Source organism: Acidithiobacillus sp. 'AMD consortium', from assembly GCF_008926505.1.
Lineage (GTDB): Bacteria > Pseudomonadota > Gammaproteobacteria > Acidithiobacillales > Acidithiobacillaceae > Acidithiobacillus > Acidithiobacillus ferridurans.
In genome coordinates this window covers 635,549-661,742 of the sequence record NZ_CP044411.1, presented here as the reverse complement: position 1 = coordinate 661,742, position 26,194 = coordinate 635,549, and the positions used below count along the sequence as shown (strand labels likewise).

Annotated in this window: 21 protein-coding genes, 3 pseudogenes and 1 other annotated feature; of the genes and pseudogenes, 16 read left to right on the top strand and 8 right to left on the bottom strand. The window is 52.0% G+C overall.

All coding sequences use genetic code 11. The annotated features are described in order from the left end of the window. Nucleotides 1-27: 27 nt before the first annotated feature. The gene (locus tag F6A13_RS15310) at nt 28-747 is read left to right on the top strand and encodes a hypothetical protein (protein WP_192796482.1); all 720 of its coding nucleotides are present in this window, start codon (nt 28-30) and stop codon (nt 745-747) included. Between the two features lie 571 nt (nt 748-1,318). Here F6A13_RS15310 and trfA read toward each other — a convergent pair. From trfA to F6A13_RS03515, 3 genes are read right to left on the bottom strand one after another with little or no spacing between them, the layout of a single operon-like run. Continuing rightward, nucleotides 1,319-2,218 (bottom strand): plasmid replication initiator TrfA, encoded by a 900-nt coding sequence (trfA, locus tag F6A13_RS03525; protein WP_151528066.1) that lies wholly within the window; start codon nt 2,216-2,218, stop codon nt 1,319-1,321. Nucleotides 2,219-2,227: 9 nt separating this feature from the next. Then, nucleotides 2,228-3,229 carry a replicative DNA helicase gene (locus F6A13_RS03520; RefSeq protein ID WP_151528065.1) on the bottom strand — a complete coding sequence of 334 codons (1,002 nt, stop codon included), beginning with the start codon at nt 3,227-3,229 and terminating at the stop codon, nt 2,228-2,230. After that, nucleotides 3,222-3,638: a hypothetical protein gene (locus tag F6A13_RS03515; protein WP_151528064.1), complete on the bottom strand. Its 417-nt coding sequence runs from the start codon at nt 3,636-3,638 to the stop codon at nt 3,222-3,224. Before F6A13_RS03515 ends, F6A13_RS03520 begins: the two co-directional genes overlap by 8 nt. A gap of 750 nt (nt 3,639-4,388) precedes the next feature. Here F6A13_RS03515 and F6A13_RS03510 point away from each other — a divergent pair. The 7 genes and pseudogenes from F6A13_RS03510 (at nt 4,389) to F6A13_RS03480 (ending at nt 10,644) form a co-directional block, all read left to right on the top strand. Further along, nucleotides 4,389-5,468, top strand: a complete 1,080-nt coding sequence (locus tag F6A13_RS03510) for a site-specific integrase (RefSeq protein ID WP_113527165.1) — start codon at nt 4,389-4,391, stop codon at nt 5,466-5,468. Between the two features lie 281 nt (nt 5,469-5,749). Then, nucleotides 5,750-6,570, top strand: a pseudogene (locus tag F6A13_RS03505) (IS3-like element ISAfe7 family transposase); the annotation flags it as partial. Continuing rightward, nucleotides 6,034-6,150, top strand: a sequence feature (AL1L pseudoknot). It overlaps the preceding pseudogene by 117 nt. Nucleotides 6,571-6,648: 78 nt before the next feature. Then, nucleotides 6,649-6,981: an IS66 family insertion sequence element accessory protein TnpA gene (gene tnpA, locus F6A13_RS03500; RefSeq protein WP_012536651.1), complete on the top strand. Its 333-nt coding sequence runs from the start codon at nt 6,649-6,651 to the stop codon at nt 6,979-6,981. Next, nucleotides 6,972-7,319 carry an IS66 family insertion sequence element accessory protein TnpB gene (gene tnpB / locus F6A13_RS03495; RefSeq protein WP_012536650.1) on the top strand — a complete coding sequence of 116 codons (348 nt, stop codon included), beginning with the start codon at nt 6,972-6,974 and terminating at the stop codon, nt 7,317-7,319. Before tnpA ends, tnpB begins: the two co-directional genes overlap by 10 nt. A 49-nt stretch (nt 7,320-7,368) precedes the next feature. After that, on the top strand, nt 7,369-9,006 hold the full coding sequence (locus tag F6A13_RS03490) for an IS66-like element ISAfe4 family transposase (protein ID WP_126604988.1): 1,638 nt from the start codon (nt 7,369-7,371) through the stop codon (nt 9,004-9,006). Between the two features lie 34 nt (nt 9,007-9,040). Beyond that, nucleotides 9,041-9,476, top strand: a pseudogene (locus tag F6A13_RS03485) (DDE-type integrase/transposase/recombinase); the annotation flags it as partial. Between the two features lie 916 nt (nt 9,477-10,392). After that, nucleotides 10,393-10,644 carry a hypothetical protein gene (locus tag F6A13_RS03480; protein ID WP_151528063.1) on the top strand — a complete coding sequence of 84 codons (252 nt, stop codon included), beginning with the start codon at nt 10,393-10,395 and terminating at the stop codon, nt 10,642-10,644. A gap of 23 nt (nt 10,645-10,667) precedes the next feature. Here F6A13_RS03480 and F6A13_RS03475 read toward each other — a convergent pair. The 5 genes and pseudogenes from F6A13_RS03475 to F6A13_RS03455 all read right to left on the bottom strand — a co-directional run. Continuing rightward, a pseudogene (locus F6A13_RS03475) lies at nt 10,668-10,940 on the bottom strand (transposase); the annotation flags it as partial. Nucleotides 10,941-11,218: 278 nt separating this feature from the next. Continuing rightward, complete coding sequence (locus tag F6A13_RS03470; protein WP_113525858.1) at nt 11,219-11,719, bottom strand: hypothetical protein; 501 nt, start codon at nt 11,717-11,719, stop codon at nt 11,219-11,221. A 74-nt stretch (nt 11,720-11,793) separates the two neighbouring features. Further along, nucleotides 11,794-12,336, bottom strand: a complete 543-nt coding sequence (locus F6A13_RS03465; RefSeq protein ID WP_172959360.1) for a GTP-binding protein — start codon at nt 12,334-12,336, stop codon at nt 11,794-11,796. Between the two features lie 278 nt (nt 12,337-12,614). Then, nucleotides 12,615-13,478: a hypothetical protein gene (locus F6A13_RS03460; RefSeq protein WP_126604984.1), complete on the bottom strand. Its 864-nt coding sequence runs from the start codon at nt 13,476-13,478 to the stop codon at nt 12,615-12,617. Continuing rightward, the gene (locus F6A13_RS03455) at nt 13,475-14,416 is read right to left on the bottom strand and encodes a YqaJ viral recombinase family protein (protein WP_225981940.1); all 942 of its coding nucleotides are present in this window, start codon (nt 14,414-14,416) and stop codon (nt 13,475-13,477) included. The genes F6A13_RS03460 and F6A13_RS03455 overlap by 4 nt, the downstream gene beginning before the upstream one ends. A 64-nt stretch (nt 14,417-14,480) precedes the next feature. On the opposite strand from F6A13_RS03455, the gene F6A13_RS03450 reads away from it, so the two are divergent. The 8 genes from F6A13_RS03450 (at nt 14,481) to F6A13_RS03415 (ending at nt 26,151) form a co-directional block, all read left to right on the top strand. Then, on the top strand, nt 14,481-14,771 hold the full coding sequence (locus F6A13_RS03450) for a hypothetical protein (RefSeq protein WP_126604982.1): 291 nt from the start codon (nt 14,481-14,483) through the stop codon (nt 14,769-14,771). Nucleotides 14,772-15,432: 661 nt separating this feature from the next. Beyond that, nucleotides 15,433-16,188: a hypothetical protein gene (locus tag F6A13_RS03445; RefSeq protein WP_151528062.1), complete on the top strand. Its 756-nt coding sequence runs from the start codon at nt 15,433-15,435 to the stop codon at nt 16,186-16,188. After that, nucleotides 16,185-16,625, top strand: coding sequence for a CHC2 zinc finger domain-containing protein (locus tag F6A13_RS03440; RefSeq protein WP_151528061.1), 441 nt, complete (start codon nt 16,185-16,187; stop codon nt 16,623-16,625). Before F6A13_RS03445 ends, F6A13_RS03440 begins: the two co-directional genes overlap by 4 nt. Next, on the top strand, nt 16,622-18,319 hold the full coding sequence (locus F6A13_RS03435; RefSeq protein ID WP_151528060.1) for a YfjI family protein: 1,698 nt from the start codon (nt 16,622-16,624) through the stop codon (nt 18,317-18,319). The genes F6A13_RS03440 and F6A13_RS03435 overlap by 4 nt, the downstream gene beginning before the upstream one ends. A gap of 673 nt (nt 18,320-18,992) precedes the next feature. Next, on the top strand, nt 18,993-20,033 hold the full coding sequence (locus F6A13_RS03430; RefSeq protein ID WP_151528059.1) for a site-specific integrase: 1,041 nt from the start codon (nt 18,993-18,995) through the stop codon (nt 20,031-20,033). 1,137 nt (nt 20,034-21,170) lie between these two features. Beyond that, a complete protein-coding gene (locus F6A13_RS03425) occupies nt 21,171-21,941 on the top strand; it encodes a Card1-like endonuclease domain-containing protein (RefSeq protein ID WP_151528058.1) in 771 nt (256 codons plus the stop codon). Between the two features lie 13 nt (nt 21,942-21,954). Then, a complete protein-coding gene (locus tag F6A13_RS03420) occupies nt 21,955-24,303 on the top strand; it encodes a DUF4062 domain-containing protein (RefSeq protein ID WP_192796481.1) in 2,349 nt (782 codons plus the stop codon). 147 nt (nt 24,304-24,450) lie between these two features. Next, nucleotides 24,451-26,151: a hypothetical protein gene (locus tag F6A13_RS03415; protein WP_151528056.1), complete on the top strand. Its 1,701-nt coding sequence runs from the start codon at nt 24,451-24,453 to the stop codon at nt 26,149-26,151. Nucleotides 26,152-26,194: the final 43 nt, after the last annotated feature.

The following is a 26,194-nucleotide window of genomic DNA, read 5'->3' as shown; positions in this document are numbered from 1 at the left end:
TTGGCCATCTACATCTAAGGAGCCCTTGTGGCCTTTAATCTGAAACTTGATCAATGGGTTTATGTACCGTCAATTCTCCTTCCTGATGGGGGCCGCGACATACATGCCATACGAAGGTGCAAAATTGCAGAGGTAGTAAACAGATCTGTTTGTGTTCAATTGTCCGACGGCTCATCGTCGAAAAAAATTGCGTCTTCCAAAATACATACAAATCTTGGAATTGCGCTAGTTTCTATCGGGGATTTTGCATCAGAAGAAGGCCTTATCACCCCTCTGAGCAAAAGCATTCTCCAATTCTGCCGCTTACTTGTTCCAGACGATCAAATGACATCCATCAAGATTCGGGCTATTGGCGAACTTGGCGAGTGGTGGGGAAAAAATCATCCTGCGTACACACACGTTATCTTGGTTGGGCACGGCTCCAGAGAGGCGATACATTTCGGCGTAGGTGGAGCACGGAAACCAAAATCATTTGAACGGCGTCTTGGCATCCACCATGCTAGCCCGAAAACGTTTATTTCACTCTGCTGCGAAACAGGAAGAAATCCATTCGCGAGAGATTTCTCAAGACTCCCTTTCTGCGGAACACTTATCGCTCCATACCACACGGTTCACGGCGCAGTAGCGTCGCAGTTCCTACAGTCGTTCATGAGTCTCCACCTACTGCAGGGCAAATCACTAGGGGTGGCTTTCAAGAATGCGAGCGAACTTATTCCCGGTCGAGAAAGTTTCCGCCTATGGAAGTAATGGGGTGGACCTGGTCAACGGCAAGGGCCTTTCCTTGTCCTCTGCTGGGTATCGGTAGGGGGTATAGGGCACAACACCAATTAAAACGCGCCACAGGGCAAGCAAATGGCCTTGCTGGGGCTTCTCTCTGGGCAAGTATGGAGCAGGTGCTTGCCTTCCCAGCAATGAGTCTTCGGCGGATAATTTGGGGCGCCCCAGCAGTGTCCTACGAAGACAGGAGCAGGCAATGACGATTTTCTCTTTGCTGGGTATGGGCTGGGCCGCCACAGGTGCCTCACGAAGCGCAAGCACCCAGCCCGTCAGGGGCTGGGTGCTTTGTCGAAATCGAAATTTTTGTTACAAGGAACATGTTAGAAAACATGTTCCTTGTTATAAGGCGAATTTCTCTTCATGAATCATAATGTTGCGAGCACTAAATGTCCCGTTTCTGCGCTATAATGTCCCGTTTCTGCGGTTGTGTGTCCCGTTTCTGCGCTATAATGTCCCGTTTCTGCGTTGGCCGATGTCCCGTTTCTGCGCAAAAAGCCCGGCTGCTGTGCCGGGCTTATCTGGTGTGGCCGGTGATGGTGGGTCAATTGCGGATCCACCGTAACGCGACCTTATCCCCTCCCGCCTCTCTGACCACCCCAGCAGCCTGCAACTCTTTAAGCGCGGCCAAGGCGGCCGTCCGGAATTTATCTGTCCGTCCCGCGTACCCGAACCACAGCCGAAGATTTTCGACCTTCTGGGAATGGGGTTTGCCGGCCTGGTGCCCACAAATGTAGTCCAGCATCCGCACTGCGATATCACTTTTTAGGGACAGGCGAATCTCCCAGTTTTGATAGGCCAGATTGTCGAATAATATTGCACCATCTGGATCTAAACGCACATACATTTTCCCAGTTTCTTCTTCTATCCCGAATTTCATTAGACCGGTGGTGATTAACGATTTACTGTTTTTTCGGTTTAACTCAACTTTAATATGTGCTATGGAGAGCCTTTCTAACCGCGCAAGGATAAGGCGGCGGCTGCCTTTTTTTCCGCCAGTATCCGTCATCCTCAACTCGGAAAGCAATTGTGGAAAAGTGAACTGGACGCGTTCCCCAAGCGGTTTTCCTCGACAAAGTCGAAGGACGGCTAACCATACCGTTTCATCCTGGACATTCAACTCTTCTCCAGTAAAAAACAATTTTATATCTGAACGGTGCTCTACCAATTCGTTTTTTACTATCCGCCGTCTCGTTTTTGGCAGTAACCGGATAAGCCCACATCGGCTTAATTCGGTGGGCTGAACCGCCACTTCCAGCGGCCACATTAAAACCTTTCCTTTTCCTTTGGTGTTGGTGTTGGTGTTGGTATCAGTAGGCTTTGGTTCATGTGTTTGAAGAGGCTTTTCAGCCTCCTTCACTGTTCCTGATGCCTCACTCTGTGAAGCAAGTCTTTTGCCAATGTCAAGCGCCACCGAAGCCAAATCAATTTGTTGATCATCCATGTCTTTCTCCTAATATCGATCATATGTTTCTGGCGCGTAATTCCTGAAAGCAAATCCTGGTCCATCAAATTTCATCATGGCCGAGCCGGTCTCCCCATCACGGTTTTTCAAAACGCAAATCTCGGCTATGCCCTTGACCTCCTCCTTATCTCGGTAATACAGCTCCTCCCGGTAAATGCCTAGCACAATGTCTGCATCCTGTTCGATAGCGCCTGATTCCCGCAAGTCGCCTAATTGTGGCCGTTTATCTGTCCGTGACTCAGTACCGCGATTTAATTGGCAGGCCAGTAATATGGGCACCTGTAACTCCTGAGAGGCGATTTTCAGTTGCCTGGTTATCTGCGAAACCTCTTCCTGACGGTTGGATGCATTGGATTTTTTAGACGTGCTTATCAACTGCAGATAGTCGATCGCAACCATCCCTAGATCTGGCTCAACCGCCTGAAGCGCAATAATGCGCTCAATGATACCATCCACCGAAATATTGCTTTTTTCTGTCAAATAAAGTCGCTTTTTTTGTAGATCCATTAAATGGATTGATATTTTTGAAAAATCCTCCATTTTTAGTTCACCTTTGGTTTTCATTCGTTCTAGTTTGATTCCCGTGTTTTTGCATGCAAGCCTCATCTGCAATGCAACCGACGACATTTCCAAGGACAGGAAAAGTGATGACCTCGTCTCGGTAGCCAGCGATTCAGCAATGTTCATAGCAAGAATCGATTTGCCTGCGCTCGGCCTTGCCGCAACAATGATCAACTGCCCTTTTTCGAATCCACCTCCTAAACTTTTGTCTAGGTCCGGCAGGCCTGAACTCAGCATTTTTTCAGTGCCTTCCTGCCATTTTTGAAGAGCGAGCAGCATTTCCAGCCCTGAATTTGCTGCTGTTGTTATTCCCAGCTCTTTAAGGCGGTTAATTGCCTTCTCTGCCACCATCTCTTGCTCCGCCAAAGCAACCTGCAGCAATGGTAATTTTTCCGGTTTATGCATGGGTAATTCTTGCACGTTACTCATGATCCACCCCCTCCAGAAGAATCGAAATTAAATCATCGACCTGGTCCACATAGTCACCCCGGAAATATTTCGATTCGTCTGAAAGTGGATGAATTAATACCGGTTTCCCGGTCTCCAGAATGACGACCTCGAGGAAAAATCCGTTTTCCCCTTGAAGGAAAATAGGAATATCTTCAGGCAACTTATCGCAGATATGCGCGATTTGCTTTGGGGTGAAATCAGCACAGATCAATGCAGCTGAGGCAGTGATATTGTCAGCATTGTCGACACCTGAAACGCGGATATCGAGTTTATACCAACGGTTTTCGCGTTCAGCATTAGCCATCTCAGCGCGCACAAAACTCTTATAAGATTTTGGTGCAAAAACTACGAGGTCTGGCGTCACTTGATGAAGCGGGGTATTATTCATAGCCAAAAATCTCCTTAACATAAAGTTAAGGCGCCGCCTTTCCCGCAATTGAAAAGACGGCATTGGGCCCCACCCCGCAACCGCGTACGCCCCTAAACGGCACCTTAAAAAAAGGAGAATGGACGTGCGAAAGGCCACATAAGAATGTGGCCTTTTTAGTATAATGTCCGTTAAATAAATAACAAATAACGACATTTGCGAATAACAAATTTTTTGTGCTACAAGAATCCGAAATTCAGTGCGATGGGGTAAATTTCGGCAAAGTTTGGGTGAGTTTACTGGCTCGTTCGCCAGAAAGTGTTGAAGAGAGCTCTTGCCAAGGAGCGTTTCGTCTGTGCGGAGAAGGTCTGAATTGCGAATTACCGGGACCTACCCCAGACTGGCAACTACAGATGGGATCCTATCAGACTCCGCATGCCCGGTCAAACGGTTTTTTTGGCCCATGCCAACCCCGAATCTTGGCGCAATCTGTCACACTCCTGTCACACTCAGGGTGTTATATGACCTTATTTCTGGTGATGACGGATGACAAAATACCGCACGTAAACAGTCATATGCGCGCTGACAGTCAATGATCTCAAGTGGTAAAAACCGCCTCCTAAGCGGTAGGTCGCGCGTTCGATTCGCGCTCGGGGCACCAATAAAATCAATACTATGCCAGCGATGCATGGCAACCTTCTTTGGTCTATTGAATTTACGCTGCAAATATGCTGCACCGAGACTTCGGATTCATTGCAGCGAGGGTGCAGCATGGCAACCATAAATTCACGGGAAGACCAAGACGGCATCACGATTGGCTGGCAGGCCATCGTTCGAAAAAAAGGGTATCCCAGCCAGACAAAGACCTTCCGGGCAAAACGCGATGCCGAAGCCTGGGCGCGAACCATCGAATCGGAAATGGATAGGGGCGTCTGGCGGGATCGAAGCCGTGCAGAGGCCACGAGCGTCGCCGACCTGCTGGATCGCTATGCACGGGAGATACTGCCTGAAAAAAAGAGCAGACAGGGGCCAAGTTCCGTCATCCGTATCCTGACCGCATCCGAGCTCGGTAAATTGTCGTTGGCGGCCTTGTCGCCGGAAAAACTGGCGCTGTATCGGGACAGACGGATCAAGTCCGTCAGCAAAAAAACGGGCCGCACACTGACCAGTCAGACGGTACGACATGAAATTGCCCTCCTCTCCCGCGTCATTACTCATGCTATAAAAGAATGGGGAATCCCACTCGCACATGGAAATCCGTGCCTGCAAATCAAAATGCCGGCACAATCTGGTGCGCGGGATCGCCGTCTAGTGGATAACGAAGAGGAAAAGCTGTTGTCCGCATGCGGCGATGCCCGCAACCCGTGGCTACGCCCCGTAGTCGTCTTCGCCATCGAAACGGCCATGCGGGCGGGAGAAATTCTGGAAAGTTACGGTACGGCGGATACGGAAACAGGAATCCGTCCCCAAAAAACGCCGGGCCTGCAATGGTCAAACGTGGATCTGAAAAAGCGCACGGCGCACCTGCCCAAGACGAAGAATGGTGAGGCCCGCACGGTGCCCCTCTCCAGTCGCGCGGTGGTGACGCTGGAGGCCTTGCCGCGCAATCTGGACGGGCGCGTGTTCGGGGTTACTTACGAGGGGATACATCAATCCTATGTACGAGCCTGCCGCCGTGCCAGCATCACCGGGCTGACCTTCCACGACCTGCGCCACGAGGCCACCAGCCGCCTCTTTGAGAAGGGCCTCAATCCGATGCAGGTGGCGGCCATTACCGGGCACAAAACCTTGCAGATGCTGAAGCGTTATACCCATCTACGGGCGGAAGACTTGGCAAAGCTGCTGGGGTGACGACATCATGGCGGCATAGACTTTCAACGGCTGGCCGCAGAGATGCACTCGCACCTGACCTTCCGGCAAAAACATCAGCCACGGTCCAGCCAGTCGTGCAGTGCTGCTTGATGACGTAAGACGCCTAACTTCTTGCGCCCCATGAGTCCGGAACGGGCGATCTCCCTGTCCCTATCACCCCCTTGGCGCATCCGCACCAGGATTTGGCGAATCGTAAACATCTCAAACTGAACCGCCCCGGATTTTGAGGAGGCTCCTTTTTCCAAGAGAATGGAGCCATGATGAACAAAGCTAAAACACCCAAATATTCCCCTGAAGTTCGCGAACGCGCGGTGCGCATGGTGCAGGAACACCGCGGCGAGTATTCTTCGCCCTGGGCGGCGGTGGAGTCTATTGCTCCTAAGATCGGCTGTTCGCCCCATACCTTGCATGAATGGGTTAAACGGCATGAAGTCGATACCGGATTGCGCGACGGCGTCACCAGCGAAGAGTGTGAACGTATCAAGGCGCTGGAGCGTGAGGTCAAGGAATTGCGCCGTGCCAACGAAATCCTGAAGCTGGCAAGTGCGTTTTTTGCCCAGGCGGAGCTCGACCGCCGTCTGAAGTCATGAACACCTTTGTCGATACGCATCGTGATGTTTTTGGGGTCGAGCCGATCTGCCGTGTCTTGCAGATCGCCCCGTCGGGCTACCGGCTTCATGCCACACGCCAGCGCAATCCCGCGCTGCGTTGTGCGCGTGCGCAACGCGACGATGTATTGATACCCAAGATCGAACGCGTCTGGCAGGCCAATCTTCAGGTCTACGGCGCGGACAAGGTCTGGCGGCAGATGAAGCGCGAAGGCACCGAGGTCGCGCGCTGCACCGTCGAGCGCCTGATGAACCGCCTGGGATTGCGCGGCGCGGTGCGGGGTAAAAGCGTGCGCACGACGGTACCCGACTCCAAACAACCGTGCCCGCTGGATCGGGTGAACCGCCAGTTCAAGGCGGATCGGCCGAACCAGCTCTGGGTTTCGGATTTCACCTATGTTTCGACCTGGCAGGGCTGGCTGTATGTGGCCTTCGTGATCGACGTGTTCGCCCGGCGCATCGTTGGCTGGCGGTAAGCGTCTAAGCAACCCACCTTCCCAAATTTCCTGACCTGACCGATCCTGATCTGCATTCAGCGCGGAGGGATGGTGATGAAGAAAGAAGAGAAAGTCGCTTATTGGCGGCAGCAGGTAGAGGGATTTCAGGCGAGCGGACAGTCGGTCAAGAATTATTGTGCGCAGGCGGGGATCGCCGTAGCCACGCTGCATTACTGGCGCAAACGCTTTGCCGATTCTGTACAAACGCCGTTGCTGTCCGCCGTGCCCGAAGGGTTTTTGCCGGTAACTCTGGCCGCGCCGGTCAGGACGCCTGTTTCACCGGTGGAAATTCACCTGTTATCCGGTCGTAGCCTGAAGCTTGCGGCGCCGGTAGATACCAGCTGGCTCCAGACCTTGGTGCAGATTCTGGAAAGACCATGTGGCTAAATTCGAGCAGCCGGATCTGGCTCGCGGCAGCGCCCGTAGATATGCGGTTAGGCTTTGATGGCCTGGCGGCCAAGGTACAGGGGGTATTGGCTGCCGATCCTTTTTGCGGTCATGCTTTTGTCTTTCGCAACCGCCGAGGGGATCGTCTGAAATTGTTACTGTGGGATGGACTGGGCTTCTGGCTGGTGTATCGCCGTCTGGATCAGGGACGACTCCATTGGCCCCGCGCCGATGCCGGTGCCATAGAACTCTCCGCTGCGCAGTGGGCGATGCTGGTAGAGGGGCGCCCGTGGACGCCGTTACCGAGCCTGGAAAAATGCACACCAACACTGCTGTAACTAGCGGGAATTTCTTGTATAAATAGCCCAGTTCCGATACTATTTTCTGATGATTTCAGCGCCGCAAACGCCTCTTCCCACCAGCCCGGACGCCCTGCGCGATCTGGTGCTGAGCCTGCTGCAACAGCAGGAGGAACAGGAAGCGGAACGCACCCGGATCATCGCCCAACAGCAAGCGGCCATTGCCCTGCGCGATGAAACCATCGCCCGCCTGGAAAGCACCATCGCCAAACTGCAGCGCTGGCGATTCGGACGCCGTTCGGAAAAGCTCTCTCCCGACCAGATCAGTCTTTGGGAAGAAGCGCTGGATACCGAAATCGCGGCGATGGAAAGCCTCCTCGAAACCGTTCTGGAAGACAGTGCGGCCGTGACCGCTGGCCGTGCAGAGGGAGCAGCCGCCGACGCGCAGACCGTAGCGGTCCCCGCCCGTCCCGTACGCCGGCACCCCGGCCGCATGGCGATCCCCGCCCATCTGCCCCGGGTAGAAGTACGTCACGATCCCAAGACTTGCACTTGCGCGCAATGTGGGGGTCCACTCGAAACGGTCGGGGAAGAGATCAGCGAAAAACTGGATTATATCCCCGGACGCTTCCAGGTCATTCGCCATATCCGCCCCAAACTGGCCTGCCGCCCCTGCGGTACCCTCGAAAGTCCGGCATTACCGGCACAGGTGATTGACAAGGGCTTGCCCACGGCGCGCCTGGTGGCCCATGTGATGACGGCGAAACACGTGGATCACCTGCCTTTGTACCGGCAGGAAACCCAGTACCAGCGAGCGGGCGTACCGATCTCTCGCGCCACCCTCTGCAGCTGGCTGGGTCAGGGCGAATACTGGATCAGCCTGCTCGCCGAAGCCTGCAAAAGGGCCTTGCTGGAAGGAAAGATTCTGCACGCCGACGAGACGCCCTTGCCGGTCCTCAACCCCGGCAGCGGCAAGACGGACAAAGCCTATCTCTGGGTGTATCGCAGCCAGGCGGATGCCCCGCATCCCGTCGTGGTCTTTGATTATGCCCCGGACCGTAAGGGGATCCACGCGCAGCACTTTCTGGGTGACTGGCAAGGCATCCTCCAGACCGATGACTATGGGGGGTATGATGCCCTCTACCGCAAGGAACAGATCATCGAAGCGGGATGCTGGGCGCATGTCCGCCGCCACTTCTATGACGTGGAACAGCGGGGTCCCAGTCCGGTAGCCCAGAAGGCCCTGGCCTGGATCGTCAAACTCTACGCCATCGAAGCGGAGATCAAGGAATCTCTACCAGATCAGAAAGTCGCCGCCCGGCAGCAGCGTGCCGGTCCCCTGCTGGAAGCCTTCCATGCCTGGCTCACGGAAACCCAGATGCAGGTGGCGCCGAAAAGTGGCATCGCTAAAGCCATCGGCTATGCCCTCAACCGTTGGAAAGCACTGACGCTCTACCTCGAAGAAGGACAACTCAGCATCGATAATAATCCGGTGGAGCGAGCGCTGCGGGGCGTGGCCATTGGTCGCAAGAATTTTTTATTTGTTGGAAATGATGCCGGTGGCGAGCGTGCCGCGTCCTTCTACAGCATCATCGAAACGTGCAAACTCAACGGCATCGAGCCCTTCGCGTACCTCTGTGACGTGCTCGAAAAGCTCCCGACCTGGCCCAACAAAAAACTCCACGAACTCTTGCCGTGGAACTGGAAAAAATCTGCATTAGCCTGATTGGCGCCAACCCGCAAGGGTGGGTTGGCTGAACGTTTACGGCTGGCGAGTGAGTCGAAGCATGACGACGGACTTCGTGCTGGACGCGCTGGAGCAGGCGCTCTACGCCCGTCAGTCCGAATGCGATGGCAGCCTCGTGCATCACTCAGACCGGGGCTCGCAATATGTCAGCATCCGCTACAGCGAGCGTCTCGCCGAAGCGGGTGTTGAACCCTCCGTGGGCAGCAAGGGCGACAGCTATGACAATGCCCTGGCCGAGACGATCAATGGGCTGTACAAGGCGGAACTGATTCACCGGCGCGGCCCGTGGAGGACGCGGGAAGCGGTGGAACTGGCGACCCTCGAATGGGTGGCGTGGTTTCAACCATGTCAGGCTGCTCGAACCTATCGGCTATATCCCTCCGGCAGAAGCTGAGGCAAACTACTATCGGCAACTCGCCGAACAGACCGAATTAACGGCCTGCACTTAAACCAAATGGCCTCCACGAAACCCGGGGCGGTTCACTTTCTGCCAGTGTAATAGGCTTATGATGCGCTTCTATTCAGAGGGAGAACCCCTCCCTTGGGCGCTGTTTTTTCTCGGCTGCAGCCAACCTATCACCAGAGCATGATGTTAAAACGCGGTTCCTCATCATTTCAGGTGGATAGCCTGACATCCAGCTTGCCCAGGATCAGGTAGGCCATGTTGATGAGGTTGATGTGCCTGCGCCACCGCCGACGGACGCTGAAGGCCTGTGCCGCCGACCTTGTTGCTCTATGCGCACATTGCCTCTTGCAGCCGGCAGAGTCCGGGGTTGACGTGGGGCGAGTTTGGCGGGTTAGTTTATGTCATCGTCATACATATAATGGGTTTCAGCGGCAGGAAGGCGAGGCTATGAAAACCAAGCAAGGCAAGGGGGTTGGCGGCAGACCTCGGAAGCCCCCTGACGCGAAGGAGACAAGCAGGGCCGCATCGGCGGCGTATCGGGCACGCAAATGGGCCAGGCGGGCAGCGCCAGAGGTGTACAGCGGCATCATTGATCTCTCTGCGCTATCCGCATGGAAGGTGCAGGCGAAGCCGCCCCGTTGATGGAGGTTGGCAACCGCGTCCGCCGCCGACCAGGTGATGTCTTTCGGCCCGGGCCCTCTACCCCTTACCCACCCGATCCGGCGAAGAGCCGAAAAAATATCAATGCCTTGTCCCCCAGGTAGTCATAGGGATGGATGTCGTGGAAGCGGCAAGTGGTCACAGGCTCTGCACGATGCCGACCTGTTTGGCACCCAGTTCCGTCCAGCAGAACAGCCAAGCCTTCCGGCGCTTGAAATGGTAAAAAGGAAGGCTATACTGAAAGCGTGGGATATGTGAATGATATAGCATATTCCAGCCATTAACGATGGGGGTGCGTCATGAATAATAGCAATCAAGTTAGTGATATGATATTCAGTAGCATTCGCAAATTAGAACATGATGAATTGCTTCTTATTGAGGAGACTTTGGCGGCTATGGAATGTGTGCTGAGTGCACATCAAGGTGGGGAGCATCATGAGCATCATGGCCACCACTACAAGGTGGCATACGATCCGAGTTGTATGGATTCGCATACCATATTGGAAAAGTTAAAGGGGCTTGGCGTTGAGGCGCGAATGATTGGACTGTAGCGTTGAGTGGGTTCCTCGACATTTTACGTGGGCAGCCCGAGATCCAGCCTACCCAGGATGAGGTAAGCCATGTTGATAAAATTTTTGTGCGTGCGGTAACCCCCGAGCTTTCACTTTGGCGGATTGGATGAGGCTATATTGAAGCCTTCAAGAATGCCGTTATTGATCTGGCTTTCAAACCAGCGGAGCACATCATCCCAATGGTTCATGATAGTGTAGGCGACCTTGATGATAGGCGGCAGGCCGCTGGCCTTAGCGTTTTCCAACCATGCTTTTAAGAGTATGGCACCCTGGTGGCACACCCACCACAGCGCCCACCACAGATGGGGGCAAGCAATGCGACTGCCCTTGGGGAAGTTGATGTGCAGAATCAGGCGCTTCTCCAACACTTGGAAGGTCACATCGCCCACCAACCACGGCAGTACCAACCCTAACGCGAGAGAAAACAACTCGTTCGAGACCATCAGCTAACTTCTATTCGGGACTCAACTGCTCCACAGCATTATACGCCCTTCCCACCCGATCTGACGAAGAGCCTAAATGCCCACCGGAAGTTTTTCGGAAAACTGCCAATTTAAACCTGATCTTTAAGAGTTTGAAGAGCCTCTCGCAGAATTTTCTCGCGCTCCTGCAAGCGATTGAGGGTGTCCTGCATCCCCCGCAAAAGCTCCTCTCCGCGCACATGCCATTCTTTGACTTCATGCATCCATAAGGACAAACCATTAGCAACATCAGACAATTTCTCGATGTTATTTCTCCCTGCCTCCCTAGAGGGATTTAGAGAGCTTTCTGTTATTTGAAGTAAAGACGTTTCTTCTTGATTCACTGGATTCTCCCAATTTGTTGTCATGATCACTTCCCCTATCGCTTCTTGAACCTTCGTGGTCGAAAGATGCCAAACATTCCGTTTTTCATCCAAAACAATTCTATCTATTTTTTTTAATTCCGCCAAGGCGACACTATACTTGACCAAAGAAAGGTTCTGAATCATAAGCCCACACACGGCTAACAGCTCATTGACGTCAACATCTCCCCATGCGAGCACCCTACAAATGGTATCCGCTTCTTCACTCATCAAAGTATCCACGGCGCCCGATGATATGACGCGACACTCATATTTACATTCCTGCCAGCATCATTTAACATGGTTTATATATCCATCATTTCTACAATATATCGGAATAATAGGAGCACTTCACTTTTATCTGTGACATTGGTTTTGACAAATCGTAAAGCCGTACCATTATAATACAAGTATTCAGGTATATTTATATTTTCAAAGAAATTTTCAGGTATTTTGTTCAGTGCGACCAACACTGCTTTTTCATTATGCATATAGGGCCATACAACCGATAGGTAATTACTTATAACCGAGAAGATATTCCGCTCTCCAGCCGCCACCAAGAGAATCAGGCCATGGGCATTTTTGGATAATATTTCCCACATGAATTTGAATCTTTCTTGCCCTGGAATACTATAAACATGCAATTTTACAGGTCTCTCTGAACAACTGTGCATGTCATTGAGTGTGCCATAATCCATTGATACGGTAGTGTAGCCTTTGACATCATCGACTTCCGCCGCCGTGTATTTCGCCTCGCCAGCGAGCAAATTGTTCCCAAACACGGTACGCATTGCGGTGGTCTTACCGGCACCAACTGGCCCGGCAATGATAATTTTAATTTCTTCCATGTAAATGGGCGGCTTCAATTTCGAAGTAATGGGATGAACCTCCTTGTTCAATGGGCCCCATCGTGGCATCGGACCGCGGCTTGGGGAAGGGGACGTTCATCCCATTACTTCATCCTTGAGCGCGCCCTGCTTTGTCGGAGGTTATGTCTTTCAGAACCACTATGTCAACTATCTTTACCAGTCATTGACCTCAAATCCTTTCCCCGTTAAACACGTTATGCCATTTAAAATCTGCAATCAGCAAAAAATACCCCTGAGCATGTAGCCCAGGGATACAGTCAACCTACGCGCCGCGTCTCCATTGCTGTCATTGCAGGCAAATCTTCCACCTGCTGATCTTCCTGTTGCATCGGAAAGAATTCTTCCACTACCTCAATGCCTTCATCTTCTGTTTCTTCAAAGGCCCCATTACTGAACCCCTGTTTGGCCGCAGCTTCCAGAGCATCCATGGCTTCCATGGACTGATCCGCTCGTTCCTTGGCTTGTATCAGTACCTGCTGTGAGTCTATGCCATCCCGGATAACGATGTCCACGTAGTAAACAGGGGCTCGATGGGATTGGGTGGTGCTTTTTGCACGGAGTTTGAGAGAGAGTGGCAAATACCGTGCTCTGCCGCCACTGATGGCGTTGAGATACTGCAACCGTGCCGCCAGTGTCCGGATGGAATTGTATCCCGTGGTCCGGAACATAAAGCTGCCGAGATCATCTTCTTGCCCCTCAATCTGCACATTCAATCGCCCATAAGGTTTGCAGCCCAATTCCGCGCCCAGCACACAATTCTGGGGGCCGGGACAGCCGATGCTTTTAAATCCGTCTTGTGTACTCCTGCGGGCGACTTCACCATTGCCCACACAGAGAGGCCGTCCGGTTTTGCGGTCAAACAAGCTGTACTCTGCCCTGAGATTCAGGTCTGGGTCATTGAAGAGCAGATTGACCGGAATACTGCGCAGCTTTCCACCTTCCTGCTGTGCCAGCAGCGTGTTGTGGAGCGGGTGGAGTATCCACTCGCCCTTCTGCTGCACCTGCGTGGTGATGGTAAAAGCATCATCCTTTTCAGGGAGACGCTTGCCGTTTTTCTCAACGACTTTGCCAATGGCGATCCGGCCAATGACCGGAGGGGTGATGGCTAATCCTTTAATCATGTTGGTTCTCCTGATTGTACGGTGAAGCGCCGTGTGCCGGGTTTTTCGGTCCAGTAGGGCGCAATGAGATCAGCCTGTTCCTGGGCCAGTTTTTTGGTGTCCAGAGTTCGGCTGGGTTTACTGCATTTCCAGAGGGCTTTGCCCATGCTGAAGAGGGCACCTTCGGCATCACCGATGGCTTCCTTGGCGCGCTGTTCCAGCAGGGATTCCTGTTGCTCTGCCAGTTTGCTGCGTTGTCTGGCTTCCATGAGTGCTTTGAAGAGGGCATTCATTTCTGGCTTTTCGCTGTAATCCACCAGCGTGGTGCTGTTCTGGGGATACAGGAGAGATAAGGCACGGTGACTGGAATCAGAACCATCTGCCTCTGGGGGTGTTTGCCTTTCAACGTGCTGCCAGAAGACTTTTTCCAGTTCCAGCAATTGCGTAATACGGGCTTCATCCCGCTCTATACGGTAGATCCGGAATTCCTGACCGCCGATTAGTACGGCGACATCCGCCCAGCTTTTTCCGGTAACGGCCAGTTGATGCAGCACTTGAATCTGATAGGCCAGCGGTACACCTTCATCCCACTGCCCTTGGCTGCGGAGCCCAGCGGTTTTGATTTCCAGTATTCCGCAGCCCTCCACAATCCGATCCAGATTGGCGAGCAGGTAGGGACGTTCGGGGTGCTGCAGGACTGCATTGACCCGCCGGACCTTGCTGCCGGTTCTCTCGGCATAGACCTGGGCCACAATGGGCTCCAGTGTCGTGCCCCAGAACACAGCGTCTTTACTGGATAAATCTTCCGGCTCCTTTCTGCCGGTTTTTTCCAGCCACAATTCCAGGGGCGACTTGTAACGGGATGCTCCTACTGCTACCGGGGCATCACTGCTGCCAATACCGCGATTGCGCCATTGCAGCCATTCTTCCCGGCTCATGGCTGGATGAAGCAGGGGCAAGTCCCCAACATGCAGAAGTGGCTAGAACTCAAGGAACTGGAAAACGTATGCAGGAGGTTTTGAAATGAGTTATGAAGCCATGCAAAACATAGCAAAGAGAAATCATGTGGAGTCAATATTATCTATTCAGTTCAACACAAAGGACTTGGAAGATAAGTTGCTTTATGGCTATGAGTATCCATCAATTCGGGGGAGTGGCAGTTACCTCTTTTCCGCGAAACACGCAGCTCCTTATGCCATTGTATATCAGCCGGGGAACGGTTTGTATCAGCTAGTCAACTGGTGTGAGCAGACATTTTGTGAGCTTTGGAATCCAGACGGAGAGCTTCCACCCGCAAAATATTCATCACGATGATTTTATTTGCACAATGAGCCTAGTTTTCTTCATAAGGAAGGAGAAAATTACCACCTCTTTGAGGAGCACCTAGCACCCTGGCTCAGCGAAGACGATGCACAGCACTTTTTAGAGTTATGGCCGCACTACCTAGCAGGACCCAGCACAGAGCTTGACGCCATACGTCTACTATGTGTCTACCAGAAAGAAAAAGGACTTACACTTATTTTTGTAAGTCCTTGTTTATTTGGTGCTGGCGAGAGGAATCGAACCCCCGACCCACTGATTACAAATCCGTATAACGTCACTTTCAGATCAATAAGTTACAAGTATTACATTATAATATACAGATAGTTATAATAATTTCTGCTCCCTGACATTCCCATCATTTCCCGCCTTCACTGTCCCGCAATTGTCCCGCATTCAGAAGTCCTAAATTCCGTGATAATCACAATATAAACAGCCTCAGGCTCTCTCTCCTTCGCTTTTGCCGGAGAGAGCTGTGTGCTACACCAATGCATGAGTGCTCCAAGGTGTGCTAGTTCGGCTACTTTTCATGGTGATCGAACCGTCGGGCTGGTCCCCTGACGTCTTCCTTGGCATGGGTGAAATGCTGCCTCGCCGGGCAGCAGGCACACCTTGGAGCATTCATTGACCAGTCACCCTCACAAAGGAAGGCATCATGAAAAACCCAAATATCATTACGGCAGCTATGAGTAAATTCATAGTGAGCAGCTACATCGCTTACATCCCTGCGTTGGCCGTTTGTATCGCAGTCACTGACGGCATTTATGTACCCCTGTGGATTCATTGTCTTGCCTTGATTGCAGTTGCGGCATTTCTGCTTTCAAGCCTGCTCGTTGCAATGGATGAGGTGGGGCTTTTTTTCGGCGGAAAGCTGCGTGTGGCGACTGCGGATACCGGCATTCAGACAATCACAGCGACGAGCGGGTGCGTCAAAAAAATCCGTCAACGAATTGTTAATACTCACCGCCGAATTATTCCCGTCCGACTTTCGCAGGTCGGCGCTATTGGCCCCAGCCTTAAGGCCGCAAACACACGAGCAAAAGGCAGGACATCCAGCCACTCGAATGGCGGAGCCAAGAAACCAACCAGTTCAGGTAATGATAGTGATGGTGGCGGCAATGAAGACGGTGGTTACACAGTAACGGCCATCAAGCCGATCAACACCCAATCCGATCTCGCAGATCTGGTCGGAAAGTCAAAGAAAACTATTCAAAACATTGCATCAAACAGTCCGAACCTTCTACCACCAGCAGTCTATTTGCCTACATCCCGTGCCCCACTATACCTTGGGCAAGATATCATTACGTGGTTTCTTAACCACCGCGCCATACCCGCCCAAAAACCGAAAAGAATCGGCAGACCAAGGATCGCGGTCCAGCTTGGACTGACGAAAAAGGGGGTGCGTAAATGAAATCCCCTATCTCCAACGTGTTGTCACGCCTGCATAAAGTAAAAAGAACCGGAGCAGATAAGTGGCAAGCACTATGCCCAGCGCATGATGACCGGAGGCCAAGCCTGAGTATTCGCGAGGCCGAAGACGGCAAAGTACTGCTGAAATGCTGGACGGGGTGCGAGGTCGCAGAAATCGTCGATGCTCTTGGACTCGGTCTGGTCGATTTATTCCCCGACGATAGGCGCAGCCTCAGCAACCACTGCACAGGCCCCATGCGCCGTCCGTTTGATTATCGGGAAGCGCTCCAAGGTATATCCCATGAAGCCACGGTTGCCCGTCTGATTGTCGCCGCCATCAATAGAGGTGACAAGATCGACCCCGAGAGTTTGAATCGGCTGGCGCAGGCAGAGCAACGCATCGACGCCGCTTTACGCGCCGTTGGAGGTGTCCAATGAGAACGCGATGGGACGATATTGCAGAAACCGCCGCCGCTGACACTCAATGGCCTACCCCTGAGCGCATCGGTTCAGACCTGCCGCCAGTTCCACAGATGAACGTGGAGGCGCTGCTGCCCGCGCCGTTGGCCGGATATGTCATGGATGCCGCGCATCGCAAAGTTGCCCCACCTGAGTTCGTCGCTGGCAGTCTGCTGGTAAGTCTTGGCGCATTGATTGGAGCGCGATGTGGAGTCCGTCCCAAGCTGCTGGACGACTGGATTGTGATTCCGAATCTCTGGGGGGCAATCATCGCACCACCGAGCAAGAAGAAAAGCCCAAGCATGGCTGATGGCATAAAGCCGCTGAAGCACCTTGCAGCGAAGGCGCGAGAGAAACATACCAAGGAAATGGAAGTTTATCAGGAGGAATTGGAGCAGCACGAAGTAATGATGGCTTCCGCAAAAAAAGCCCTACAAAAAGCCGCAGACAAGGCCGACGATGAAAGCATCGAGTCTGCAAAGGCCCGTATCGCAGCACTCAAGGATGCCAAGCCAAAGCCGCCTACCCTGAAGCGATACACAACCAATGACGCCACCATTGAGAAGCTGGGCGACCTGCTGGTGGACAATCCCCAAGGGCTATTGACCGAACGGGACGAACTGGCCGGCCTTTTGACGTCCTTTGACAAATCTGGCCATGAATCAGATCGCGCCTTTTATCTTGAGGCCTGGAACGGCACAGACGGCCACGAAATAGATCGTATCGGGCGTGGATCATTGTATGTCCCCAATCTTGCGTTATCAGTGCTGGGAGGCATCCAACCCGAGCGTCTGGAAAAGTATCTGGACAGCGCATCCAAAGATGTGGGCAATGATGGGCTACTTGCCCGCTTTCAGCTGATGGTATGGCCTGATCCGCTGGAATTCGAATGGCGGGATACGCTGCCAGACAAAGGCTTGAGGGACGCAGTCTACCGGGTTTTTGAAAAGCTGGACGATGACGATTTTATCGCGTCATGGGGTGCTGAACCTGCCGATCAATTCCGGCGTATCCCTTCATTCAAGCTGTCTCCCGCAGCCGCCCAAGCCTTCATTGCATGGAACACCAAGCTGCAAACGGAGATCATGCCAACCTGCCCTGCCGTATTGCAGGAGCACTTCGGAAAGTACGAGAAGATGGTGGCGGGGCTGGCTCTGATTCTGGACATGGCCGAACGCGCAAACGCAGGTGGGATGATAGGCGCGATTCGTGAGGATCCGATGCTCCGAGCAATCGCTTGGGCAGATTTTCTCGGCGCACATGCCCGCCGCGTTTATCACCTATGGATGCACCCCGAGGTGAGAGCCGCGCAACGCCTGAGTGATGCTCTGCTGCAACGAAAATTGCCTGACCCGTTCACCGTTCCTGATGTGCAGCGCAAAAACTGGGGAGGGCTAGGATCACCCAAGACGATCAGTGCGGCGCTGGAGTTTCTGGAGTCAACCTGCTGGGTTCGTGGTTATGTCCAAGAGTCTGGAGCCAAAGGTGGCAGGCCCTCGCCGAGGTTCGAGGTAAACCCAAAAATCTACCGAATGAACGCAGAAAAGGACGTTACAAAACCTACAAAACTGTCAACCGAGGGGTTTAGTAGATTTAGTAGCGTGCCATCTAGCGTTCGTGAAAATATTTTTTCTGACGACGACGACATCGACTTTGAGGATATCCGGCCATGAACGCAGCGCAGATAATCGTGGACATTGTTAATTGCGGTGGCTCCATATACATGCAGGATGGGCGGCTCAAGGTCAAGGGCATCCCTGCTGTTTTAGTGTCGGTAGTAAAATCTCATAAGGTAGCGTTAATGGCATTATTGTCGCCATCAACCCCCTCCGCCCAATCCATCCAAAATGAGAGTGGAGGTCAACCAGATACTGCTACGGATCAACCTGAGTCAACGAAAAAACCTTTATTACCTGATGAGTTAACCATACCTCGGCAGGAATGCGCGAGCAGTAGCAGTGAATATATGGGTACCGACTGGGTTTGCTGCCGGGATTGCCGGAGCTATCTGCCCGGCAAGCCATTGCCTTCACAAAGCCTTGGAAGGTGTCTGGCCACTGCGAACGGGGCGCCGCCCGGTGAGGGATCTGGCTACAAGGCATGCTTCCCTTTGGCCACCAGGAGATGCCCAAAATTCATGCCAATTTAGGTTATGCCGGAAGGACATGCTACTCCGATAGTCACAATTTAGCCTGATAACGGACGCGGGAAGGCCTCAATATAACCGGATTATGGCCACATCTTGAGTCAATGATGGAAAATGTTCTGTGTATAGAAACCCCCATAAAAAAGTTTCAGTACATCGTACTAGGCCCATGAGGAAATGATATAATTAAGGAGATATTTATGAATCGTGAAACCAGAGATAAAGATGTTGTGTTATCCATGCCAGAACTTCAAGGGTTCTCGACCACGAAAGAATATCAGGCGGCGATGCAGCGTTGGGTGAGAGATTCTTTATTGTTAAAAGGAGATAACGGCAATCAGCGCAAACCTGTCACGGTGCAGACACTCCGGGCAAAAGCGCACATGCTCGAGACCAGATTTGGTGATCTACATCGCGCTGCGCTCTGGATGATTGGAGACGATGCCCAAAAGAGCTTGCGTCCATCCACCTATCGGGGGTACAGATTGGCGATAGAACAGACATTAACAGATCGTAATGATCAGGAGGGGCTGCTGATTATTTCGCGCGCTCAACAAGACTTTAAAAAAGCCAAGACCGCCAAGGCTTCTACTCGGCGCCGAAGAAAGACGGTTGCTCCACAGGATATTAAGAAAATAGCAGATTGGCTAGGCGAAGAAGGCGTACGGAGGTCAAAAAAAATGGTGGCCACCCTTCATGATGCAAGGTACGCTGGTTGGCCGATTCGCACGCTCGCTATGTTTTTGGCCACTATTGGCACTGGACTGCGGCCCAGTGAATGGCAACATGTGGAAACTCGTTATGACGCAGATGGCGCGCCTTACCTTTGGGTAAGATGTGCCAAAACTCAGGGTGATATAGTTCTGTACCGCGGCGTCCCGTGGCCTCCAGATGGCGGTCCATATCAGATTAGTCTTTCAGCGCATATGGAGGAGATGGGCGAATTCATGGCCAATGGTGGCAGTTATGAACAATATCTCAGGACGTGTAGGCGCTGGCTCCATAAAGCAAACAATGCAGTTTTCACTGACAGGAAAATGGTGATAGATTTTCTTTCTGGGCGGCATACATTTCATGCAAAACTACTTAATGATGGGGAGTACAGTTTGGCGGATATTGCCGCGATCATGGGGCATTCAACCATGACGGATCAGGTCTATGGAAAAGGCAAACGAAGTGGGGGATTCAGCGCATCCGTTCAAGCAATTTTAACGCCAAAGAATACTGATCCTAAGCCATAAGCTCCACGGTCTGACATGCCAGGTGCGCAGGTTTAAATATGGTTGCGCGCTGTTCAACCAAGATTTTTCGAAGAGTTGCGGATATCCGCCAGAGCTGCTGGGATAATAATGTTGCATTCTGCATAAACCTTGCATGCGGCACCCCGAAAATAATATTTTATGCCCGCCAGCGATGATTGATATCACCCAATGACGGGTAGGCAGTGAAGCAGTCCTTCCTGTCCACCTTGGGAACGAGTAATGTCGACCATGAGCGACCGTCCAGACACATCTCGCTTAAAGGTGGTAGTTTATGTGGGCGACTTTCACCAAGACGGAAGAGTAGCTTCCGTATAACCGAAATTGCGCACCAGAGCAGCATGAATGATGGTGCATTGTATACCCTCAGCAGCCCACCTGGTGATTTGTTCCTCGTGTTCTGTGAGCGTGGATGCGCTGGGCAGGAGCAGCCTGCTGGCGGTGATGCTGCAAGGACAGCGAGGTCGCCGTCGTCGGGGTAAAGGTTGCTTCGGGTCCAGCCAGCCCGTGTAGCGTTGCCTGATGACGTGGTGCGCCCAGTTTCTTGCGCCCCATGAGGTCTGGAACGGGCAATCACTCGATCCCGGCCCCCCTAGCGCATACGCACCAAAATTGGGTACATCGTAAATATCTCAAACCTATTACCCATGCTTACCTCCCAAAAGCAGGGAGGGTAACCGATCCACGGGAAGTCCAAGACCCTACTACTAAAGCACTATGTGGGGGGCTCCTTTATACCGATCCGGAAGTGGCGCTATTACGCCGATCCCAGGGTGACGCAATTATGCCGACTACGTTTTGGCTCCATATTGCCGATCCGTGACAGTTATCCTATTGAAATATCAAAGCACGTCTCGCGGCAAGACGGCGGTGTGCGGTTGGAGATGCGAGTGGGTAGGCGGGGGGGGGATGAAATGGTCCGGAGACATGTGTTGATTCAATCGAGCAAAAAGCAGTTAAGGTCTTGCGACGGCTGGTAATGCCCCCGTCGGTTTAGCCAAGGCATTTTCGTAAATCGGGCGATAAAAAACAGCGGAGGTGCGCAGAAATTAGTTGAACCTAAGACCACACTCTGGTAGTCTCCATTGAAAATAGAAACATAGGCCGCATAGGGTTCTTATGAACCTAGAAGAAATTCTCGAACAGAGTCTCGCCCGGGTCGACCAGCCCGTCGGCAATGCTGAGAAAGCCATAAGTCGACAGCGCCTCACGCAGTTCATTGCGTTTCATTATCTTCCATTCAATGCATTACGCAATCATCTCTACGGAACCACTAAGCCAAGCAATCCTTTGACGGGAGAAGCCCGACGAATCGGCGACTTTCTGGTCGCTGCGAAAGTTCTCGACTACTGCAAGGGGCTCTATCAAAGCCCAAATGATAACGACATCACCCGTTATCTTCGTGGTGGATGGCTAGAAGAGTACATATTTCTCTGTTTGCGGGAAGCTGGCGCTGATGAGTGTTACTATAGCTTGCCCATTCATTGGGGAGACAACAACCCTCCCTCCTGCTTTGAAATTGATGCAGCCGCGTACCATGCGGACAATGTGGTTTTCGCGTCCTGCAAGACACTGAATCCTTGGCCCAAGGACGGTACGTCGACGCAACTACGCCGCTTCATGTCTGAGGCGTTGAGTTGGGAACACTTGTTCTCTCAAGGGCGGGCAAAGTGTCTGGTGGTTACGACCATCGAATTCATTGACCGCAAGCGCAAAACCGTTCGGCTTTCCAATCTCTTTGAACAAGCGGAGTACATGAACGAGGTGTTGGTGGGCATGGAAACGCTCGACTGGGACCAAATGGTCAAATTGTGCGGTATGCTGATTCAAGGCGCGGCCATGGAGGAAATCGCGCATACCGAATATGAAATGGAATTGCATTGTTGCTGACCGGGAGACGCTATTGGATGCGCATCAATTTACGATTTTTTTAGCATCACGATTTGATGAATTTGATGATATACGCCATGCCGTCCACGATAAAATAACTAGTTTTAATAGTCATGGTTTTGCGCTTAAGGCTGTTAACCTTAATGACCGACAGGTATCTGCGGATAGTCCAATAACCAGAAGTCTGGGCTATGTACGTGAATCTGATGTTATGATTCTTCTTTTGGGCGACACCTACGGTTCCGTTCCAAAAGGTTATGACCAATCCTACACCCATCTGGAATATGAAGAAGCGTGCAAGGACGAAAATGGCGTCGATGTGTTGGTATTTTGTATAGGGCGCAGCTACGCCGATGGCAAAATATCTTATTCTGATGACACAAGACTTGCCGCATGGCAAAGAGATATTCAGGATAATCAGACTATCGGATTCTACCAGCCAACCCAGACTCCCGATGAGATAGCCAAAGACATTTTTCAAAGGCTTTTGGAAAATCTTTATGAGCTATCATTGGGTAAGATATACGCAGAACAGGGGGAAGAAGAAGCTATCCTGGAAGTAGCGGAGGCTGAGGAGGATGAATCGTCTTTCGGCGGAAAGAACGAAATCGAATATCTGAGTAAGCTGATTTTAGGCAAGCCTACGAACATGCTGGAATCGTGGAACCTAGACACAAATTCTACGCTCTCTGCAATGGCTGCGGAGTGGGTTGTGGACGCTGCAAAAGCCAAGTCGCTTGGCAATTACCGTATTGCGGCTCAGAATCTTCAAAGAGCGCTTGAATACAAGCCGCTGAATTGGGACATAAACATCGACTTGGCGGAACTCTATGCAAAGCGTGGAAGCCGGAAACGACTTTTTGAAGCTAAAGAGCTTGCTCTGCAGGCCTCGCGGATTGCGGAATCACAGCAACTGTCTTACCACGCGGCTTACGGATATATCATCGCTTCAGAAGCCTCCCGTAAACTTGAGGATAAAGAAACTGCACTGGCTTACAGCCAGAGGGCCATGCAAACCATGGGTGACCGGGTTTTTGTTTCGGCCTATATAGAGCACGCGAGGAATCTTCTTCTCGCAGATAGAAAGCAGGAGTCCCTTGATTATCTCAAAACGGTGTTGCGTATTAGCACCGCAAAATTTCGTACCGTATTGCGTGACCCTTTCTTCAATCCGGTCCGGAATGATATCAATAAGATGATACGTCAATACAAAGTATTGCTCATTGAAAAAATATCGCCCATCATTGACAATGAGCGTTTACTTCTGACTCTGATGGCAAATCCCAGGCAGCCGCTTTCCGTGGACGTCGGTCAATCACTGCAATCCATTGTCGAAACTGCGAGGACATCTCTTCGCAATCAGCGCGGTCTTGCTGCAGCACTTTTCGGAAAAGCTGAAACCCTTCATAGACAACTTGAAACCTCAGTCAATAACATAGCTAATAATGTATTTCGACTGCCTGAAAACATCCGCGGCCTTGAAATCGTGCGATGGCAGAAGAAGGAGGGCGATATCGTGACGCACGGTGACACGCTCTTCGTCTATCGGTGGAAACCCGGAGGTGACCCAAAAGAGTGGCAATATAGCGGCAATAGCGTAGTGCGCATTTATCGCATACTGAACAAGTCAGGCATTGCCAATCAGGATAACCGGAATTTGTGCACGTTTGTCCCAGAAAATTACGTCATTCCCCAACCAACGCAGTATGACCAATATTGTCAACGATTGGAACAGATGAAGTTGAAGCTGAAGCTATTGCAGGAAGCTACAGAGGTGTTACAACGTAGACGCACTGCAGTCACACTTGGCAGCATCTTTTTGATGTTGGCGGCATTGTTGCTGATGGTCATGCAACAAGCAACCTCTATGGCTTTTTTTTCCTTGTTTATCGGAACGATGTTGCTGATATATGGATTCAAATACAGTGGTTACCGTACTCTTCGACTCAAACATTTTGTCTCTGACGCGCAAATCAACAGACGGTGGCTGTTTGCCACGAAGGAGGAAACTAAGACTCTAATCGCTGAAGAGGTCAAGCGACGGGAAGAGCAGTTGGCCGATGCAGCACAATTTCGTACTCAAGTGTCCGAATCGCTTAGACAGTTTATTCGCCTTTTGAGTCGTCAGCCCAATAAGCTATTTCCTTTTGGCAGCCGATTTTCTCAGGAGTCGGGGAAACTTCTTCGTGTTGCCAAAGACGATGACAATATCACAATCATGCCGGTGCTCAAAGATTTCCCGAAATGGTTGGGTGTAGACTACGACAACGATTACCCAACTTATTGGTTGGGTAGGATCACTACCAGACCATCTGATAGGCAGACTGTATTATCACTTAGGGGATTCTTTGATGAGGCATGACCTCATACCCGTTGTAATGCAGATGCTCTCCGATGGTAAGAACAGGTGGCACGGGTGTCTGGTAGGGATCCTTTCGTTTACGCACTCAGAACACTCCGCATCGCACTTTGTTAAAAATAACGTTGCAGGATGGTCCGGAAAATATCCATGACACATCTTGATGATTTATCTGACGGTCGTTTGCCTCTGGTACTTGGAATCACCGGACACCGCGATATCGAGGATAGGGAACAGGCGCGCCTTCTCTTGAAAAAAGAGATCGCAGATCTCGCAGGGAAATACCCATCCACTCCCCTGGTCGCGCTCTCCGCCTTGGCGGAAGGGGCCGACCGTCTGTTCGCACAAGTAGCTTTGGATACGGGCATTCCCCTGTATATCATATTGCCCTTTGCGGCCAAGGAGTATGAAAAGGATTTCCCGGAAAGCGTGGCGGCATTCCGTACACTTTGCGCCCAGGCCGAACAGGTTATTCAAGCGCCATGGGCTACCGGCGTAAACGAACAGAATATCCGTAAGGACGACTCCTCGCCAGCGGCGACGGTGAATCGTGATCTGCAATATGCCATGGCCGGCATTTATCTCGCGCTGAGATGCCATATACTGTTTGCCTTATGGGACGGAAAGCCCGCGCAAGGCATAGGGGGCACTGCGCAGATCGTAAACTATAAAGTTCATGGACGATCCGCCGACCTGCAACTACCAGTGGAAGACGTTTCCAGGGTCAAATCACTGGTGTCTTTCAGCCTGCTGGATAACCCGGACACCGGACCGGTCTGTCATGTTTTCGTGCGTCGGCGCGACGTTCCTGCCGGGCCCGGGGATATTTCCCCAAAATGGATCGGAAATCGCATACACGAATCATTACAGAAGCTGGACGAGTACAATGCCCTGGTGAAAAAAGATCCGAATTGGAGCAAGGCGGCACGACATGCCAGTCACCAACAGCGCCGTAGTGACCACGACCAAAACTACTATAAAAACTACGACAGATTGAAGTCACGCCATGAGTGCGCCGACACACTGGCCAAAGTTCACATGCAAAATATACGCACTCTTTTCAAGCGCATTTTCTGGATGGCGGGAGGCGCATTGGTAGCGCATGAATGCTACATCGAGATATCTCCACACTGGCCTTTTTTGCTGGGCTATCTGTTGTTGCTGGGGGGGATTGGATGGCAGGTGTGGCTCTTGCGCCGCGGGCACAAGAATGCCGAAGCAGTGGACTATCGTGCGTTGGCCGAGGGTTTACGGGTGCAGCAGGTGTGGTTTCAAGCCGGCTTGGCCGACCAGGTATCACAGCACTACCTGCGCCGCTACAGCCGAAGCCTGGGGTGGGTGCGGCACGCATTACAAGGTGCCTGCCCGACTTATCACTCTGACGTGCAGGCCAAAGATATGGAATCTCTGCGCGAAGGCTGGATTAAAGGGCAAAAGGGCTTCTATAAAGATCGCATAGACCGGCGCGCGGAAATTATTCACCGGTTATCCAAAGGAAGCGCGGTATTTTTTGCGATAGGGGTGTTCCTGGCTTGTATCGCCTTCTTGGTTCGGCTAGGCTGTGTTTTTCCGGAACAGAGTATATCCCTTGTGAGCATGGATTTGCTGATTGGCATACTTCCTGCCATTGCCGGTCTACTCTCCGGCTATCTGGAATTCGCGGCTTATGAAGACGATATCCGTGAGTATGAGCGTGCCAAATACCTTTTCGAAACCGCTGGGCAAAGAATAAAAGACGCCCCCTTGGCCGATCAGCAGCAGGTCATCCGGGAATTAGGCATCGAAGCCCTGAATGAAAATGCCAATTGGGCGCTGCTTCACAAAAACCATGACGCCAAGATTCCGAAATGATTGGCCCCTCCTCGTCAGGTCTAGCGGATAGGAGATAGAATGC